This window comes from Mumia sp. zg.B17, from assembly GCF_019550915.1.
Taxonomy (GTDB): Bacteria; Actinomycetota; Actinomycetes; order Propionibacteriales; family Nocardioidaceae; genus Mumia.
On sequence record NZ_JAHWCI010000001.1, the window covers coordinates 210,939 to 227,806 of the forward strand.

The window sequence follows — 16,868 nt, forward strand, 5'->3', positions numbered from 1 at the left end:
CCAATGGCCGACATTCGCCGCAAGGATTCCGGCGCCGAATCCTCAGGTGTGGTGAACGCCAGGAGGTCGACGGTGATCAGTGAGCAGGGACGCTCGTCCCGCCTGCCCGGATGATGTCGCGCGCGGTCAGTGAGCCGCCTCGTACGCGGCGCGCACGTCCTCCGAGACGCGACCACGCTCGGACACCTCGTCGCCGTTCTCGCGGGCCTACTCGCGCACGTCCGACGACACCGGCAACCGCATCGTCGGCATCGGGTCCGAACCCGCAGAGCCGGTGCCCGGCAGCGGCACGGTGCGCGGCGATGTCCTCGCCGACGCAAATGCCGGGCGCGCTGCGCCATGATGAGCACGTGAGTCTCCTCTGCCTGGACGTCCGCAACAACCACACGGTCGTCGGCGCGTTCGACGGCGACCGTCTGGTGGGGAGCTGGCGGGTCGCCTCCCTCGACACGCGGACCGCGGACGAGTGGCAGCTCCTGCTCCGCGGGCTGCTCGAGCAGTGCGACGCCGGCCCTGTGGAGGCCGTGGCGCTGTCCTGCACGGTCCCGGCGGTGCTGCACGAGATGCGCCTGCTGCTGGAGCGGCACTACGACGACTGCGTGGTGTCCATCGTGGAGCCCGGGACGCGCACCGGGGTGGCGATCCTGATGGACAACCCCCGCGAGGTCGGAGCCGACAGGATCGTCAACGCCGCGGCCGTGGGAGTGTTGTATGCCGGTCGGCCGTGCGTCGTCGTCGACGTCGGGACCGCCACCACCTTCGACGTGGTCGACGCTCAGGGACGCTACGTCGGCGGCGCGATCTCGGCTGGCATCGAGATCTCGCTCGAGGCGCTGGCCCGCCGCGGCGCACAGCTGCGGTCGGTCGAGCTGGTGCGCCCGCGCGGCGTGATCGCGAAGAACACCGTCGAGGCGATCCAGTCGGGGATGGTGTTCGGGTTTGCCGGTCTCGTCGACGGCATCGTGACGCGGATGATCCGCGCGCTCGGCGGCGACGACGTTGCCGTGGTGGCCACCGGGAGGAACGCCGACGTGGTTCTCGGCGAGTGCACCACGGTCACCGCGCACGAACCCGACCTGACCCTGATCGGGCTGCGGATCGTCGCGTCCCGGAACGCCTGATCCTGCCGGCTCGGGCCCCCACTACCCTGGGGCGTATGACCGACGCCGCCCCCACCGTGCCCGCAGACGACCTCCCGGAGCAGATGCGGGTCCGGCGCGAGAAGCGTCAGCGAATGCTCGACGCGGGCGTACCGCCGTACCCGCTGAACGTGCCCTACACGCACTCGATCCGGGAGATCGTGGCTGCCCACGACGCCGAGGCACTGGGCGCCGACGCGCACACGGGCGAGCGCGTCGCCACCGCCGGTCGGGTGATCTTCCTGCGCAACACAGGCAAGCTCTGCTTCGTCCGTCTGCGCGAGGGGGACGGCTCTGAGATCCAGGGCATGATATCGCTCGCCGACGTCGGCGCGGAGTCGCTGGCGGACTTCAAAGCGCTCGTCGACATCGGCGACCACCTCGCCGTCGAGGGTGAGGTCGTCACCAGCCGGCGCGGCGAGCTGTCGGTCCAGGTGAGCGTCTGGCAGATCGCCGCGAAGGCGCTGCGCCCGCTGCCCAACGAGCACAACCCGCTCTCGGAGGAGCTGCGCGCGACCCAGCGCTACGTCGACCTCGTGGTTCGTCCGCAAGCGCGCGAGGTCGTCCGCGCGAAGGCGGCGATCCTGCGGTCGCTGCGGCGCACTCTGGACGAGAAGGGATTCGTCGAGGTCGACACCCCGGTGCTGCAGTTCACCAACGGCGGTGCCGCCGCTCGTCCTTTTGCCACCCACATGAATGCGTTCGACCAGGAGATGCTTCTACGCATCGCTCTGGAGCTGCACCTGAAGCGCGCTCTGGTTGGCGGTGTGGACCGCGTTTACGAGATCGCGAAGACTTTCCGCAACGAGGGCGTGGACAACACCCACAACGTGGAGTTCCTGATGCTCGAGGCATATCAGGCCTACGGCGACTACCACACGATGGCCGACCTTCTCCGCGACCTCGTCCGCGACGCCGCCCGGGCGCTCGGGCGGACGGTGGTGCCCGGCCGTGACGGCAGCGACATCGATCTCGAGGCGGACTGGCGCTGGGCCAGCATCCACGAGCTGGTCGCCGAGGCCGTCGGCGCCGACGTCACGCACGACACCGACGCCGATACGCTGCGGGCGCTCGCGGCCACGCACGAGGTGGCGCTGCGCGACGGCTGGGGCGCCGGCGAGATCGTGCTCGAGCTCTTCGAGAAGCTCGTCGAGCACACGTTGATCCAGCCCACCTTCGTCGCCGACTATCCGCAGTCGGTACGGCCGCTGGCCAAGCCCCACCGCAGCAAGCCGGGGCTCGCCGAGGCGTTCGACCTGATCATCAACGGCGTCGAGCTCGCCCCTGCGTACTCCGAGCTCAACGACCCGGTGCTCCAGCGCAAGCTGCTCACCGAGCAGGCCGCCCTGGCAGCGGCCGGGGATCCCGAGGCGATGGACGTCGACGAGGACTTCCTGCGGGCGCTGGAGTTCGGGATGCCGCCGGCCGGCGGGATGGGTCTGGGCGTCGACCGGCTGGTGATGCTTCTGATGGGCGTCGGAATTCGCGAGGCAATTCTGTTTCCCGCTGCACGCGAAGGCTGAGTCCCGCGGGCAATAGGAATTGTGACCCATTCGGTGGAGCGCGTATGTTGCCACCATGGCACAGAAGATTCAAGTGATACTCATCGACGACATCGACGGCGGAGATGCCGACGAGACGGTTTCCTTCGGTCTCGACGGAGTGATGTACGAAATCGATCTCTCCGCCAAGAATGCACAGAAGCTGCGGGACGCTTTTGCTCCGTATGTCGCGGAGGCGCGCAAGTCCCGCGGGCGCGGTCGGTCGTCAGCGGGCGGCTCGCGCCGTCGCGCGACCAGCGCGGGCGGTTCCTCGGCGTCGCAGATCCGTGAGTGGGCGCGCGAGAACGGCTACGAGGTCTCGGAGCGGGGACGCGTCAGTGGAGAGGTCCGCGCAGCATTCGAGGCTGCGCACTGACCACGGTGTGATGCCCCCCCTGGGGCAGGGGACCGTGGCCATGCCCAGCTGGATCAGGGTCGCCCTAGCGCTTCATATGTCCATCCAGCAGCACGCCAGACGTGCGGATCCAGGGCGTTACGCCCATCGAAGACGCGCGGATGCCGGACCTGTGCAGCGAGCCGGACCGGATCCAGCGCGACGTACTCACGCCATTCGGTGAGCAGCATGACGAGGTCAGCGTCCTGGACCGCCGAGTCGACAGTTGTCACGATCTGAAGATCGGGCTGGGTAGCTCGTGCCGTCGCAACCGCAGCAGGGTCGGTCACGCGCACCCGGGCGCCGCGCGCTTGCAGGCGTACGGCCACGTCGAGTGCCGGTGAGTCGCGGACGTCATCACTGTCAGGCTTGAACGCGGCGCCGAGGACGGCGATCCGTGCGCCGTCAAGATTGCCCCCGAGAAGGGCAGCAGCCGACGAGACGGCACGGTCACGGCGACGCATGTTGATGGCGTCGACGTCTCGCAGGAAGCCGACGGAGTCGGTGGCACCCAGCTCCTCGGCGCGAGCACGAAACGCCCGAATGTCCTTCGGGAGGCAGCCACCCCCGAAACCGAGTCCCGCGTTCAGGAAACGGCGCCCGATCCGGGCATCATGACCGATAGCGTCGGCGAGGGCAGTGACATCGGCCCCAGCCACGTCGCAGACGTCCGCCATAGCATTGATGAAGGAGATTTTCGTGGCGAGGAATGCGTTCGCGGCGACCTTCACCAACTCGGCGGTGGCCAGATCGGTGACGAGCCGGGGAACTCCGGCGTCGAGGGCGGGCGCGTAGACCTCATCGATCGTGGCGACTGCGGATGGCGACTGTCCGTCGACGCCGTACACGATCCGGTCAGGCTTAAGGGTGTCGGCTACGGCGAATCCTTCACGCAGGAACTCGGGGTTCCAGACGAGGCTAGCCGTCGGCTCGACAGTGGCGAGGTGGGAGGCGAGTCGCTGAGCGGTACCCACCGGGACCGTCGACTTGCCAACGATGGTGTCGCCCGGCTTGACGACCTCCAGGAGGCTGGCGAAGGCTGCCTGAACGTGGGAGAGGTCAGCGGCCAGCTCACCCGTCCGCTGTGGCGTGCCGACGCAGATGAAATGAACCGTGGCATCGGCCGCCTCTGCCGGTTTCGTCGTGAAGGTGAGGCGACCCGATGCAAGGGCATCTGACAACAGCTTGGGGAAACTCGGTTCGTGGAAGGGCGGCTCGCCGGCGGCGAGCTGCGCCACCTTTGGCTCGTCAACATCGATCGCGACGACATCGTGGCCGATGGACGCCATGCACGCGGCATGGACAGCGCCGAGGTAGCCGCAGCCGATTACAGAGATCTTCACGCCGGAAGGGTAGCAACCACAGATCGCGCCCGGGCGGGACCCAGGCGAGCGTGCGCGCCGTATCATGCACTGGGCGGCCGCCACGGCCGCTCGAGGACCCGACGCGGTTGATGGAGGTCAACGTGAAGCTCGTGATGACCCTGATGGTGAGGGACGAGGCTGACATCGTGGCAGCGATGGTCGAGCACCATCTCGCGCAGGGTGTGGACCTGATCATCGCCACGGATAACGCCTCGGTTGACGGAACCAGGGAGATCCTGTCGGAGTACGCGGCACACGGCGTGGTCGAGCTGCACGACGACCCGCGCCATGCCAAGCAGCAGTCTGAGGTCGTCACAGCGATGGCGCGGCGTGCTTATGAGGTTCACGATGCAACGTGGGTCCTTAATGCGGACGCCGACGAGTTCTGGCTGCCCGTCGATCGAAGCCTCTCGCTGCGTGACGCGTTCGAGCGCATCCCACCAAGCCTCGGGGCCTTCGCTGTTCCTGTGACGAACCTGACGGGGACTCCGGCCCGTCGCGGACCAGGGCTACGCCGATTGGTGTGGAGAGATGAGCGCGACGCTGCCGACCTCATGGATCTTGCAGGGCTCCACGCGCAGCCGACGCCGAACGCCGTGCACGTCGGCTCGTCGGACGTCACGGTCGCCCAAGGCAATCACTTCGTCAGTATTCCGAGCAACGGCGCGCCTGATGAGGCATTCCGGCTCGAGGTGCTGCATCTTCCGTGGAGGTCGCTCGATCAGCACCGGGCAAAGGTTGAGATGTCGGGCCGTGCCTATGAGGCTAGCCCGACGCTGCGGCCGAGCCCGAACCACCACGGAATGCGGGACTACCGGCGTCTGCAGGCGGGGTTTGTCGAGGAGTTCTATCTCTATCGACACCCCGTCGATCCGCAGGGGGACCCAGCCTTCTCCCGCGACACTTCGCTCCTCGAGGCGCTGAGCGGAGTGCTCGCCGACGGAAGGGCTATAGTGCCCTCCCGCCTAGAGCAGGCGCTCGACGACGTCTCGGATGAGGAGTTCGGACCAGACGAAGTCAAGGCGAGCGCACAGGTGGCGCGGATCATCATCCCTCTGGAACGGGTTCACCTTGCTGTCAGCGAGCGTGCGCGCGACGACCTCCGCGCGTCGGAGGCACGGGCGAAGAAGGCGGCTGCGGCAGCGGCTCAGCGCGAGAAGGAGCTGAAGAAGCGGCTGAGGGCGACGAAGCAGAATCTTGCGCAGGCCCGCAGTGAGCTGGCTGCTGTCCGAGAGAGCAGGAGCTACCGCGTCGCGCGTGCTGTCGCGCGGCCGTTGCAACGCCTACGTCGTCGCTAGGTCCGCCGCGCGCAAGACGAGACGTTGGCACCGCGGCTCCGTTCGCGCATAGTCTTCCGAGATCGACAGGGAGACTGCGCAGTGACGTGGCCGCGAGGAGTACTTCCTCCCGACCGCCGGGAATGAGTTCTTCCTCAAGCTCAGCCCTGCGTCGACCAGCCCGTTGGCTCCACGTGAGCGATCGTTCCGTCGCGCTGACGCCGAGCGGGCGGCGCCCGGAGTGCCTCGATTCGTCACCGTGCAGGCTTCTTCCCCGCTCCCGCGGAGAACACCTCGCACACGGCGTCGATGGCGTCAGACAGCTTCCCACCGAGGTCGATGCGTTGCTCGCCGGGCTCGCGGCCCTTCGATCGGAGGGCAGTCGCCTCGCTGAGGGCGATGTCGAGTGCGGCCGCAAGCGCCCCGGCGGCCGGATGGGTTGAGACGGTCAGGCCGTCGAACCAGGCATCGCGATAGTCGCCGAACGGATTGGTGACGGTCGGGATCCCAGCCATCGGGAGTTCGATCGCCAGGTGCCCCGGGTGAGGGCTCGACATCAGCGCGAGTCCGAGGTCGGTCTGGGCGAGGACCTCGTAGTACTGCTCGTACGTCAACTTCCCGACCGGATCGGCCAAGACGCGCGGTCCCAGGTCGACACCGTCAAGCTCCTCGCCGGCGAGCGTGACGTGAACCGTGACATCGTCGGGCAGTCTCTCCGCCCAGATCCGGATGGCTTGAAGGCCGAGCGCGAACATGTTCCGTGGCTTGGATGGGCGTGCATAGTAGAGCAGACGCACAGCGCCCTCTGAGCCCGGCTTCCAGTTCGCGGCGGCCCGCTGGAGCGGCTCCACGTCGAGCTCCGGTGCGAATACGTAGCGCGGATCGATCGGTCGTCCGGTCTGGTCGCTGACGTAGCGGGCGAGGGGCAGGGAGTTCACGAGCATCGCGAAGTTCTCGTCGTAGGTCCCGGCTGCCTTGAGCTGGAGGTCACCTCCAGGGTAGAAGCTCGGTTCCCAGTCCTGGACAAGGTAGACGCACCGATCAGCTCGGACACGGCCCGCGCGCACGAGCTCGGCGACCGCGTACGCAGTCGTCCAGAACGTAGCGATCCACACGTCGTCGGGGTGGTGACCGTGTTGGTCCGGCCAGTTGGGTGCACTCAACCGGAGTTCCTCGGCGACTGCCGGCGACGAGGACTCGCTGACGACGCGGCGCAACGTCTCGAGCGAGGCAGCCGGTTCGCCAGGGAGGTCCGTGCACACGACGACGCGGAGCGGTAGGCCGAGACGGACAGCGAACCCTGCGGCCGCCACCACCGCCGTGCGGATGCCCGCGAATACCGCAGTCGGGCCGAAGGTCTGCAGCACCAGGACGACGTGTGGCCGGGAACCGTCGCAGACGGTGGCGCTGAGCGTCGCAGATGCCGCGGTCGTCAGGTCAGCGCCGGTGTGGAGACGTTGCGGCGCTGGAGGTCGCAGCTCGCGGACCTCCCGCAGCAGCCGGTCAGCGGATCTCTCGAGGGCGGGTAACCGTTGACCGAGCACGACGGTCGTGCGAGCTGACGCCTTCTCAACCCGGGAGGTGTGTTCGCCGAGAGTGGACAGCCGACGCTGAATCGCAGCGGTCCTGCCCCGCTGTCGGCGCGTATGGCGGTCGATGCGCCCGACTATTCGCGCTTGGCGGCGAACGTCGCGTTGGATCGCGGCCGCGGTCCGGACGAGTGCAGCTGCCATCAACGTGACGACGACAAGCAGCATGGCCGAGGCGCCGGCCACCGCGAGCAGCCCAGTTGACACGGGTGAGGCACCCGCGAGGAGCCCGATGAGGGCACCTGCGACGCCTGCGACGACAACCAGACCACCGACTACCCACGGTTTGTGCATCTGCAGTGACCTCTCCAAGCGACGCACCAACTCTAGTCATGCTGACCGGCTGACCGCGACGGTCGGGCCCGCACGGTTTCACATGATGCTCAGCGCAGCGTGTGCGCGACGCCGCGAAGATCGAGAACGTCGGCGAGCAAGACCCGTGCGCGTTCGACGAAGGAGTGTTCCTGCGCGATGCGTGCTGCGTTCCGGGCGATCTCCGCGTCGCTCGCCCACCCGTCCCCCGCGGGGTCAAGAAGGGAGGCGAGCTCCTCGACGGATCGATAGACCTGGACAGAGGGGCCGAACAGGTCTTCCAGCCCGGGAACCGCGTCGGACACAACCCGTGCCCCGCTCGCCGCCGCATCGAAGAGGCGATTGGAGAAGAACCCGAGTCGCGCCATGTCGTCCCAGTGATCGTTCAGGACGATCCGAGCTCCTCGGTACGCGTCAGGGACCAGAATGTTGTCGAGCTGCTCCGCCCGGACATGGCGCATGTCGATGAACTGTTCCCAACCGTTCCCGAAGATGGCAAGGTCGGCGCCCGCCCGAATGGCGTCACGGACGATTGGGCGAAACACATTGCGTGTGCGCCCGACGAACAGCACCTCGAGCCCGTCCATGACTGGCCCATTGGTCGTGAATCGGTCGGTGTTGGTCGCCTGGAGCAGGGTACGGACCTCGCGGCCTGAACGAGCCGTCGCAATCTCGGCCCACGGCGCCCCGGCGGAGTAGACCAGGTCGAACGAGTCTCCGAGCTCGTCATCCTGAACGAGGTCCGGGTGACTGATGACCCAGAGCAGGTTGGTGGCACCGGGCTGGGCCGCAACGCGCTCAAGCCCGCGAAGTGTGAGCGTCACGTCGTCGAGGTAGTCCGACGGCGGCCGCTGGTGGGCATGCCGCCGGTCGACGACAACCTCCTGTCCCCAGGATCGCAATGCACGCGCGAGGTCGTCGGCGAAGGCCACGTCACCCCAGCCGTTTCCCCTCGGGCCTCCGGGGGCGGCGATCTTGATCGCCCACCGCAGACGTGGCAGTCCGGCTGCGTTGCCGGCGGACACGGACGTCCGGAGACGTCGAAGGATTGGAGTCACTGCGGTGCGGCAGCTTGTTTTCGGGACCGCGCCGGTGAGCGGGGCGGCAACGACCTCGAAGCCTGCCGAGGTCCACGGTTCCTTCTCCGGTCCTGGAAGCCGTGCGCCCCAGCGCGCGAGCAGGAGAAGGCGGTTGGATCCGTTTCGCGTGGACCGGCCCAGGGATTTGCTCTCGTGGTGGGCGACCTGGGAGTCCGTCACGGTCACGAACACCTTGTCGTTGATTCCTCCGAGACGCAGGCACAGGTCGACGTCCTCCATGCCGTTGACGAAGTGGGGGTCGAACCCGCGCGCGGCGGCTACGGTGTCGGCGCGCATTGCCAGGCAGGCGGCCGTGACGGCATGAAACCGGAGCTTTTGCGCCGAGGGCACGTCCTCGCGGGGGTGCGACGTCAGGAAGTGGCTCGGCACCAGGTGGGGACCGTGAAAGACGGTCCCGGCGGTCTGGACGGAATCGTCCGGGTAGAGGAGCAACGGCTGGGCGCCGCGGACCGTGGGGTCGTCGAGTGCGCTGACGAGTGGCTCGAGCCAACCCTCACGAGGGTCCGTGTCGTTGTTCAGGAACACGACACGTGCCCCGGTCGAGGCTGCGAAAGCGAGGTTCGAGCCAGTGGCGAAATTCGTGTTGCACGCGACCCGGCGCACCTGGACTCGCCTATCGGCTGCGGTGAGCGCTGTGAGGATACGGCTCACGTTGCGGCTCGATCCATTGTCGAGAACGACGACTTCCATGTCGCCTGAGCCGGTATTGAGCGCGGTGGCGACCGCGGTGGCGGTGTACCGCCAGTCGCGGAACGTGGGAACGAGAAGCGAAACCCGCGACTCGATCCGTTCGGTCGCCCGTTCCCTCAGCAAGTCCCAGTCGATGATCCGTTCCGCGCGGATGACGTGTTCGTACGACGTCATGACGCCGGGTGGGAGCGGTGCCGAGCTGGCGTGTGTGTCTCGCGCCGCAATGAAAGGGACGAAGTTGCGTGGGAACGAACTCCGAAGCAGGTGATCCCAACCGTACTGATCACCGGCCTCGACGCGGAAGGGAACCTCTTGCAGCGCGCTCCTGCTGACGAGCATGCCGGCCAGCCCGCGAGCCGGGCGCCAGATCAAAGTCTCCTGCGGACCGAGTTCGGTGCGGACGAGATCTGACTCTGCCTCGACAACGGCTCCGTAGGCCCCCGAGCCGTCGTTCACGGCCGCGAGCAGGCTGTCGAGGAAGCGTGGTGACCACGTCTCGTGCGGCCGCCAGAACGCGATCCGCTCTTCTTCCGCGGAGGCGACGAGGGCGTTGGCGCGGTCTGCCCATGCATCACCGTCGACGCCGACCGGCAAGACCCGAGGGTCCGCCGCGGCAGCCTCGGCCACTGCCGGCGGGACTGGGGCGCCCGAGTCGACCGCGACCCGCAGCACCCAGTCGCGGTACCGCTGCGACTCCAGCGAGGCAAGCCGGCCAGCGGTTGTACTGTCCCACTCGCGACCGTCGGAGAGGACGCCGACCGTCGGCCCTCGGGTGGGGCCATCGGCAGGATTTCCGGTGACGATCGACCAGCGTGCCCAGGTTCGAGCCTGGCGCGTGGCGCTCGACTGGTCCGCCGCCATCTGTGCGACCTCGGCGAGCGTATCGCGCAACTTGTCGAGCGTGACGGCCTGAACGTCGCGGGACTGGTCGGGAACGGTCAGTGTGTCGGCACCGGCGTTCTGAAAATAGTGCCCCAGCGGGCCGCCGGGATGCGCGCCGGCCTCGGGGTGGCCGGCGAGGTAAGCCGGGGCGTCGAAGTGTGGACCCGCGGCACCCAGGGTCTGGCCGGTTCGCAGAAAGTGGGCGAACGCCATCCCGCCACCGAACGATGAGCTTCGCCTGTACCAGGAGCGCTCGAACAGCGGGTTGGGCGACAGGTCCGACGGCTCGCCGACCTCGAGGAAGTGCCAGATCGCCGCCGTCTGGCTGTTGAACGTTCGACCGGCCTGTTGCTCGTAGTAGAGGCGATCGAAGAGGCCCGACTGCACGATCTGCTTGAGGATTCGTCCCTGACGGGTCCTGAGCCTGACGAAGGCCTCCCACGAACGGGTTCCCAGAACGGGAACGGGAGCCCCGGAATGCGCGTTCTCGAGGAAGTAGCCGACGGGCCCGCCAGCGTGCTCGACAGCCGTCGGGAACGCCTCGACGAGCGCGACGTCGTCGAGAAGGTTGCGTACCGGGCGGAGGCGGGCCGACCCGTCGAGCAGTTCGGTAAGAATCGTCTCCGGGCTCGGGTCCCCGCTGAGAAAATCCGTCAGCGGGTTGGCGAGCAACCCGTCGTGCACGCCATGCAGGATGAAGTGATCGGCCGCCTGCGCAGCGGAGAGGGGTCTACCCGCCTGCAGCCCGTAGTACCAGGGGTCGAAGAGTTCGGATGCAAGCAGCAGGCGGCCGTCTTTGGATCCTTCGTGGGCACGTTGTCGCCTGGCCTTCCGCCCGATGCGGCCCGCCGCACGACGAGCACGGCTGCTGAGGCTAGTTGGCATCTGTCTCCCTGACTACATGAGCTGCTTCCCGGGGAAGGATAGACGTCTCGTGTGCGATCGCTGCAGGGACGCCAGCGAGTCAGCCCACTTCGACGACCTCGAAGACGACTGTGCGGCCTTGGCTGAAGACCCGGCGCAGCAGGTGCCCATCACGGACGACCGTCTGCCAGTTGCGCGCGAGACTGTCCGAGGAGAGCGACCCCGCGTCGTCGAGGATGATTCGTGCGCCGACGCCGAGACGGTCTGCCAACACGGGAAACGCCGGGAGGCGCCCGTCCGCCGTCACGCTGGGCGCAGGACCGCCGACGACCAGGAGGTCGATGGACGCGGGCAGTTCGAGCCCGCTCGTGTCGTACCAGGTGGCAGATTCCGAATCGACCTCAACATGGCGCAATGGGGCGTCATGAACGGTGGCGTACTTCTCGAGGCTGTGCTGGCGTAGGTGCTCCCGCGTACGCGCAGCGAAAGCGGGCTCGTGCTCGAGTACGTGAACATGGCCCTCGCCACCCCTGGCGACCGCGTAGGCCAGCCACACGGTGGAGCCGCCGGATCCGCATTCGACGATCGACGTCTTCGACGGCGCGCGACGGAGCTCGTCGACCGCGGCGAGCACCGTGGAGGGGGCGACGGACGGAGACCCGATGGCCGGGACCGCGCCAGGTGTCTCGACCAGCTCGGCGTGGAGCGTGTTCAGCTCCGCGGCCTCGTAGGGCATTTGCTCGAGGGTGTCGCGCAGGTCACGGAGGCTGAGGCCACCCAGTGCCCGAGTCAGCTCGGCACGCAGTGCCCGACCTTCGCGGCTGGTCCGCTCGGCGCCGTCCGCGGCGCGCGAGGTGAGCTCGCGGGTGCGGCTGGTCTCCTTGGCATGTGCTGCTCTGAGCGCCTCAACCTTGTGGCCGAGCGCGTGCACCCGCCGCATGAGCTCCCGGGCAGTGAGTGCGACGCTCACGACGGCGAGAGCGAGGGAGCCGGAGATCAGCACGCCGAAGGTGGTGCGCGAGCCTAGTGTCGCGGCCACGGAAGCAGCCAACGCGGCAAGTGTTGCGCCCGCGTAGGGCAGCAATAGTTTCCTCACGTAGCCTCCCGGATGACGGCGCTTGCCGTAGCGTTTCGGCCAGGGTATCCACCTACGCGGTCACATGACTGTAGTGGTGTGAACCCACAACAAGCCTCGAAGGGTAATGACAGAGACCACGTGCGTACCCCCGGTGCGCTCCTGCAGGAGTGAACGACGTGACGGTGGAGATCCATGTAGACGAGCGTGCAGCTCTCGGCCGGGCCGCCGCAGGTGTATGCGGCGCCCAGATGGCCCTCGAGGTGACCCTGACGATCGCGGGGTGGGCACCGCCGCGTCCCGGGTGGACGGGGCGCTTGGGACACCTCCCGCATCTCGCCGAGCTGTCGGTCCAGATCTCTCAGGGCGAGGCGCACGTCGCAGTCCGGACCAGTGAGCCCGTTGCCGTCGCCGAGGTGATCCGAGCGGTCGAACCGCTGTTCTACCCTGAGGTGCAGCGGACCACTCCGCTGTCGGCGCGTGTGGTGCTCTCCGGTGCGGTCGGCGATGACCCGGACATCCAGGCGTGGAGCGGCCAGTTCGTCGCACCCATGGCCGCAGTTGAGCCTGAAGGCTCAAACATGGTCCCGAATGACGTCGCGGTTGCAGCGAGCGCCGACGACGTGGAGCCGATTCAGGCGACGGCGCACGTCGTGCGGGCGGAGGAGGCAGCGTGGCTCGACAGCCGAGGTCGTCCGATCGCCCGCATCGATCCGCGGGTTCACCATCCGATCGACAGGATTGACGGGGCCGGCGTTGATGCGGTCGCTTGGGGGACCGAGGCAGGGCTGGTTGTCGAGCGCCCCAAGGGTCGCCGCCGCGAGCTCGCCTGGCATGCGCCGATCGCGGCCGGCGACGTCGCGTACCTGCGCTCTCTTGCCAGTCTGGACCTCTCCGACCTCCAGGTCCCGCCAACGGTCGGACTGAACGCCTCGGCCCGCCTCGCGGAGGTCGCCGCCACCGGCGTCCTGCTGCACAGCGGTCGTGACCTGCATCGCGGCGGTGGCCTCGTCGACCCAGTGGTCGACCTGTTCCGCGCGCCGCTCGCCGAGCGCACCGTCATCGAAAGAACGTTGCGCTCCGTCCGGCAGCGCCGCCTGGTGATCCGCGAGCATGGAATCCTGCCGCGGCCAGCTGCTGGCGGGATGCTCGACCTGTCGCGTCCGCCGACGGTCACCGCGATCATGGCGACGCGGCGTGGAGAGCGTGCCCGAGATGTCGTCAGGCAATTGGCTCGTCAGTCGTATCCGTGCCTCGAGGTCATCGTCGCGTGCCACGGTGTGGCCCCGCCCGATCTGAGTGACACTGCCGGGATCGAGGTGCACGTGGTCGAGGCAAGTGCCGGCGCCACGCTCGGTGAGGTGCTGGCTGCAGCCACGCGGCGCGCCAGCGGCGAGCTGATCACGAAGGTCGACGATGACGACTTCTACGGCCCGGATCATGTCTGGGATCTCGTGATCGGGCGCCACTACTCGGGCGGAACGCTGGTCGCCAAGCAGCACGAGTTCACGTACGTGGAAAACTTGGACGTCACCATCCGCCGCCCCCTGCGTGGCGAGCGCTACGTCGAGGCTGCCGCCGGTGGAACCTTGATGATCTCGCGCGCGGACCTTGGTGCCGTCGGCGGCTGGCGACCCCTCCCGCGAGGGGTGGACCGGGGACTCATCCTCGAGGTCATCCGGTCCGGTGGGCTCATGTACGTCACTGCCTCCGTCGGTTTCGTCTACGCCCGCCACTCGCATGGGCACACCTGGGCGAAGCCCGACGCTCACTTCCTCACCTCGGCGACCGATCAGTGGGCGGGTCTGTACGCCCCCGCTCTCGGCACCCCGACGGCCCGCCGCGGCGGTTACTGAATCCTGCCGCCGTTCGCTCTGGGTGAACATCGCTGCGTCGGGTGTTCGCCCTGCGTGAACACGGGAAGCCCGAAGGCCCCGAATCCCTTGTATTCAGGCGTCACCGCCGCTTTCAGGCGGTCCACTGCCGTTGTCCTCTCCCACTAGCATGGAGTGGACAGAGACCCGACTTTGCACAAGGTCTCGGATCAAGGGGAGTTGCATGTTCGAGAGGTTCACCGACCGCGCCCGTCGTGTTGTCGTGCTCGCCCAGGAAGAGGCGCGCATGCTCAGCCACAACTACATCGGCACCGAGCACATCCTTCTTGGTCTCATCCACGAGGGTGAGGGAGTCGCCGCCAAGGCGCTCGAGAACCTCGGCATCTCGCTCGAGGCCGTGCGCGAGCAGGTCGAGGAGATCATCGGTCAGGGCCAGCAGGCCCCGAGCGGACACATCCCCTTCACCCCGCGCGCCAAGAAGGTCCTCGAGCTCAGCCTCCGCGAGGCGCTCCAGCTCGGGCACAGCTACATCGGCACCGAGCACATCCTGCTCGGCCTGATCCGCGAGGGCGAGGGTGTCGCCGCGCAGGTCCTGGTCAAGCTCGGCGCCGACCTCAACCGCGTGCGTCAGCAGGTCATCCAGCTGCTGAGCGGCTACCAGGGCAAGGAGACGGCGGCGTCCGGCGCACCGGCGGGGGAGTCTGCCCCGAGCAGCTCGCTGGTCCTCGACCAGTTCGGCCGCAACCTCACGCAGGCTGCCCGCGAGGGCAAGCTCGACCCGGTCATCGGGCGTGAGAAGGAGATCGAGCGCGTGATGCAGGTCCTCTCGCGCCGCACCAAGAACAATCCGGTGCTCATCGGCGAGCCCGGCGTCGGCAAGACCACCGTCGTCGAGGGTCTGGCGCAGGACATCGTCCGCGGCGACGTCCCCGAGACGCTGCGCGACAAGCAGATCTACACGCTCGACCTGGGCGCGCTCGTCGCCGGCTCCCGCTACCGCGGTGACTTCGAGGAGCGCCTCAAGAAGGTTCTCAAGGAGATCCGCACCCGCGGCGACATCATCCTGTTCATCGACGAGATCCACACCCTCGTCGGCGCAGGCGCGGCCGAGGGCGCGATCGACGCGGCGAGCATCCTCAAGCCGATGCTGGCCCGTGGCGAGCTGCAGACGGTCGGTGCCACGACGCTCGACGAGTACCGCAAGCACTTCGAGAAGGACGCCGCCCTCGAGCGGCGCTTCCAGCCGATCCAGGTCGCGGAGCCGTCGATCGCGCACACGATCGAGATGCTCAAGGGCCTGCGTGACCGCTACGAGGCCCACCACCGCGTGACGATCACCGACGAGGCTCTCGTCTCGGCGGCGACGCTCGCCGACCGCTACGTCTCCGACCGGTTCCTCCCCGACAAGGCCATCGACCTGGTCGACGAGGCCGGCTCCCGGCTGCGGATCCGTCGGATGACTGCTCCGCCGGACCTGCGCGACTTCGACGAGAAGATCGTCGACGTCCGCCGTCGCAAGGAGAACGCCATCGACGTCCAGGACTTCGAGTCCGCCGCGTCGCTGCGCAACGAGGAGCGGGAGCTCCTGACGGCCAAGACCGAGCGCGAGAAGCAGTGGCGTGCCGGTGACATGGACGAGGTCGCCGAGGTCGACGAGGAGCTCATCGCCGAGGTGCTCGCCCTGGCGACGGGCATCCCGATCGTGAAGCTCTCCGAGGAGGAGTCGACCCGACTGCTCAACATGGAGGACGAGCTCCACAAGCGGGTCATCGGTCAGGAAGAGGCCATCAAGGCGCTCTCCCGGGCGATCCGGCGCACGCGTGCGGGCCTCAAGGACCCGCGCCGTCCCGGTGGGTCGTTCATCTTCGCCGGACCCTCGGGTGTCGGCAAGACGTGGCTGTCCAAGGCGCTCGCCAACTTCCTATTCGGCGACGACGACGCGCTCATCCAGCTCGACATGAGCGAGTTCTCGGAGAAGCACACCGTCTCGCGGCTGTTCGGCTCGCCTCCGGGCTACGTCGGCTACGAGGAGGGTGGCCAGCTCACCGAGAAGGTGCGGCGCAAGCCGTTCTCGGTGGTGCTCTTCGACGAGGTCGAGAAGGCCCACCCGGACATCTTCAACTCGCTGCTGCAGATCCTCGAGGAAGGTCGCCTGACCGACTCGCAGGGCCGGATGATCGACTTCAAGAACACCGTCATCATCATGACGACCAACCTGGGCACGCGTGACATCGCGAAGGGCGTCAACCTCGGCTTCAGCCAGGCCAGCGACGTCCAGGGCTCGTACGACAAGATGAAGGCCAAGGTGTCGGAGGAGCTCAAGCAGCACTTCCGTCCCGAGTTCCTCAACCGTGTCGACGAGATCGTCGTCTTCCCGCCGCTGACCCAGAACGAGATCATCGACATGGTCGACATGATGCTCGACTCCGTCGAGAAGCGGCTCAAGGACAAGGACATGGCGCTCGAGCTCACGCCTGCCGCCAAGGAGCTGCTCGCGAGGCGTGGTTTCGACCCGGTCCTCGGTGCTCGACCGCTGCGTCGTACGGTCCAGCGCGAGATCGAGGACACGCTCGCCGAGAAGCTCCTCTTCGGTGAGGTCCGTCCGGGTCAGATCGTCCTGGTCGACGTCGAGGGCGAGGGTCCGACCGCGACCTTCACCTTCAAGGGCGAGCCGAAGGCCGAGCTGCCGGACACGCCGTTCGAGGCGACGGCCGGCAGCGGCAACGCCGGCACGGAGGGTGGCACCGCCACCGCCAGCTGATCCCGGCGACGTACGCACGACGAAGGGCCCGCGACGACCGTCGCG

Annotated in this window: 10 protein-coding genes; 6 read left to right on the forward strand and 4 right to left on the reverse strand. The window is 67.8% G+C overall.

The features are described 5' to 3' along the window. Window positions 1–350: 350 nt before the first annotated feature. Genes KV097_RS01000 through KV097_RS01010 form a run of 3 tightly spaced genes read left to right on the forward strand, consistent with a single transcriptional unit; the run spans window position 351 to window position 3,056 of the window. Window positions 351–1,121, forward strand: a complete 771-nt coding sequence (locus KV097_RS01000) for a type III pantothenate kinase (protein ID WP_374106968.1) — start codon at window positions 351–353, stop codon at window positions 1,119–1,121. Between the two features lie 35 nt (window positions 1,122–1,156). Beyond that, a complete protein-coding gene (gene lysS, locus KV097_RS01005) occupies window positions 1,157–2,662 on the forward strand; it encodes a lysine--tRNA ligase (RefSeq protein WP_220364855.1) in 1,506 nt (501 codons plus the stop codon). Between the two features lie 55 nt (window positions 2,663–2,717). Next, window positions 2,718–3,056: an Lsr2 family protein gene (locus tag KV097_RS01010; protein WP_220364856.1), complete on the forward strand. Its 339-nt coding sequence runs from the start codon at window positions 2,718–2,720 to the stop codon at window positions 3,054–3,056. 53 nt (window positions 3,057–3,109) lie between these two features. On the opposite strand, the gene KV097_RS01015 is transcribed toward KV097_RS01010, so the two are convergent. Next, complete coding sequence (locus KV097_RS01015; protein ID WP_308289291.1) at window positions 3,110–4,417, reverse strand: UDP-glucose/GDP-mannose dehydrogenase family protein; 1,308 nt, start codon at window positions 4,415–4,417, stop codon at window positions 3,110–3,112. Window positions 4,418–4,539: 122 nt separating this feature from the next. Here KV097_RS01015 and KV097_RS01020 point away from each other — a divergent pair, with 122 nt between their 5' ends. Continuing rightward, window positions 4,540–5,736, forward strand: coding sequence for a glycosyltransferase family 2 protein (locus KV097_RS01020; protein ID WP_308289292.1), 1,197 nt, complete (start codon window positions 4,540–4,542; stop codon window positions 5,734–5,736). A 233-nt stretch (window positions 5,737–5,969) separates the two neighbouring features. On the opposite strand, the gene KV097_RS19860 is transcribed toward KV097_RS01020, so the two are convergent. The 3 genes from KV097_RS19860 to KV097_RS01035 all read right to left on the reverse strand — a co-directional run bounded on the left by KV097_RS19860 (window position 5,970) and on the right by KV097_RS01035 (window position 12,191). After that, window positions 5,970–7,598 carry a hypothetical protein gene (locus KV097_RS19860; protein ID WP_374106969.1) on the reverse strand — a complete coding sequence of 543 codons (1,629 nt, stop codon included), beginning with the start codon at window positions 7,596–7,598 and terminating at the stop codon, window positions 5,970–5,972. A gap of 89 nt (window positions 7,599–7,687) precedes the next feature. Then, window positions 7,688–11,173, reverse strand: a complete 3,486-nt coding sequence (locus KV097_RS01030; RefSeq protein ID WP_220364858.1) for a glycosyltransferase — start codon at window positions 11,171–11,173, stop codon at window positions 7,688–7,690. A gap of 79 nt (window positions 11,174–11,252) precedes the next feature. Then, the gene (locus KV097_RS01035) at window positions 11,253–12,191 is read right to left on the reverse strand and encodes a class I SAM-dependent methyltransferase (protein WP_220364859.1); all 939 of its coding nucleotides are present in this window, start codon (window positions 12,189–12,191) and stop codon (window positions 11,253–11,255) included. A 215-nt stretch (window positions 12,192–12,406) separates the two neighbouring features. Here KV097_RS01035 and KV097_RS01040 point away from each other — a divergent pair, with 215 nt between their 5' ends. Both KV097_RS01040 and KV097_RS01045 read left to right on the forward strand, forming a co-directional pair. After that, window positions 12,407–14,083 (forward strand): glycosyltransferase family 2 protein, encoded by a 1,677-nt coding sequence (locus KV097_RS01040; protein WP_220364860.1) that lies wholly within the window; start codon window positions 12,407–12,409, stop codon window positions 14,081–14,083. Window positions 14,084–14,285: 202 nt separating this feature from the next. Further along, window positions 14,286–16,823: an ATP-dependent Clp protease ATP-binding subunit gene (locus tag KV097_RS01045; RefSeq protein ID WP_220342202.1), complete on the forward strand. Its 2,538-nt coding sequence runs from the start codon at window positions 14,286–14,288 to the stop codon at window positions 16,821–16,823. Window positions 16,824–16,868 lie beyond the last annotated feature (45 nt).

Bases quoted from the DNA above. Each gene is read 5' to 3' on its own strand.
- KV097_RS19860 (WP_374106969.1), bottom strand. From the start codon at position 7,598: ATGCACAAACCGTGGGTAGTCGGTGGTCTGGTTGTCGTCGCAGGCGTC.
- KV097_RS01010 (WP_220364856.1), top strand. From the start codon at position 2,718: ATGGCACAGAAGATTCAAGTGATACTCATCGACGACATCGACGGCGGA.
- lysS (WP_220364855.1), top strand. From the start codon at position 1,157: ATGACCGACGCCGCCCCCACCGTGCCCGCAGACGACCTCCCGGAGCAG.
- KV097_RS01045 (WP_220342202.1), top strand. From the start codon at position 14,286: ATGTTCGAGAGGTTCACCGACCGCGCCCGTCGTGTTGTCGTGCTCGCC.
- KV097_RS01030 (WP_220364858.1), bottom strand. From the start codon at position 11,173: ATGCCAACTAGCCTCAGCAGCCGTGCTCGTCGTGCGGCGGGCCGCATC.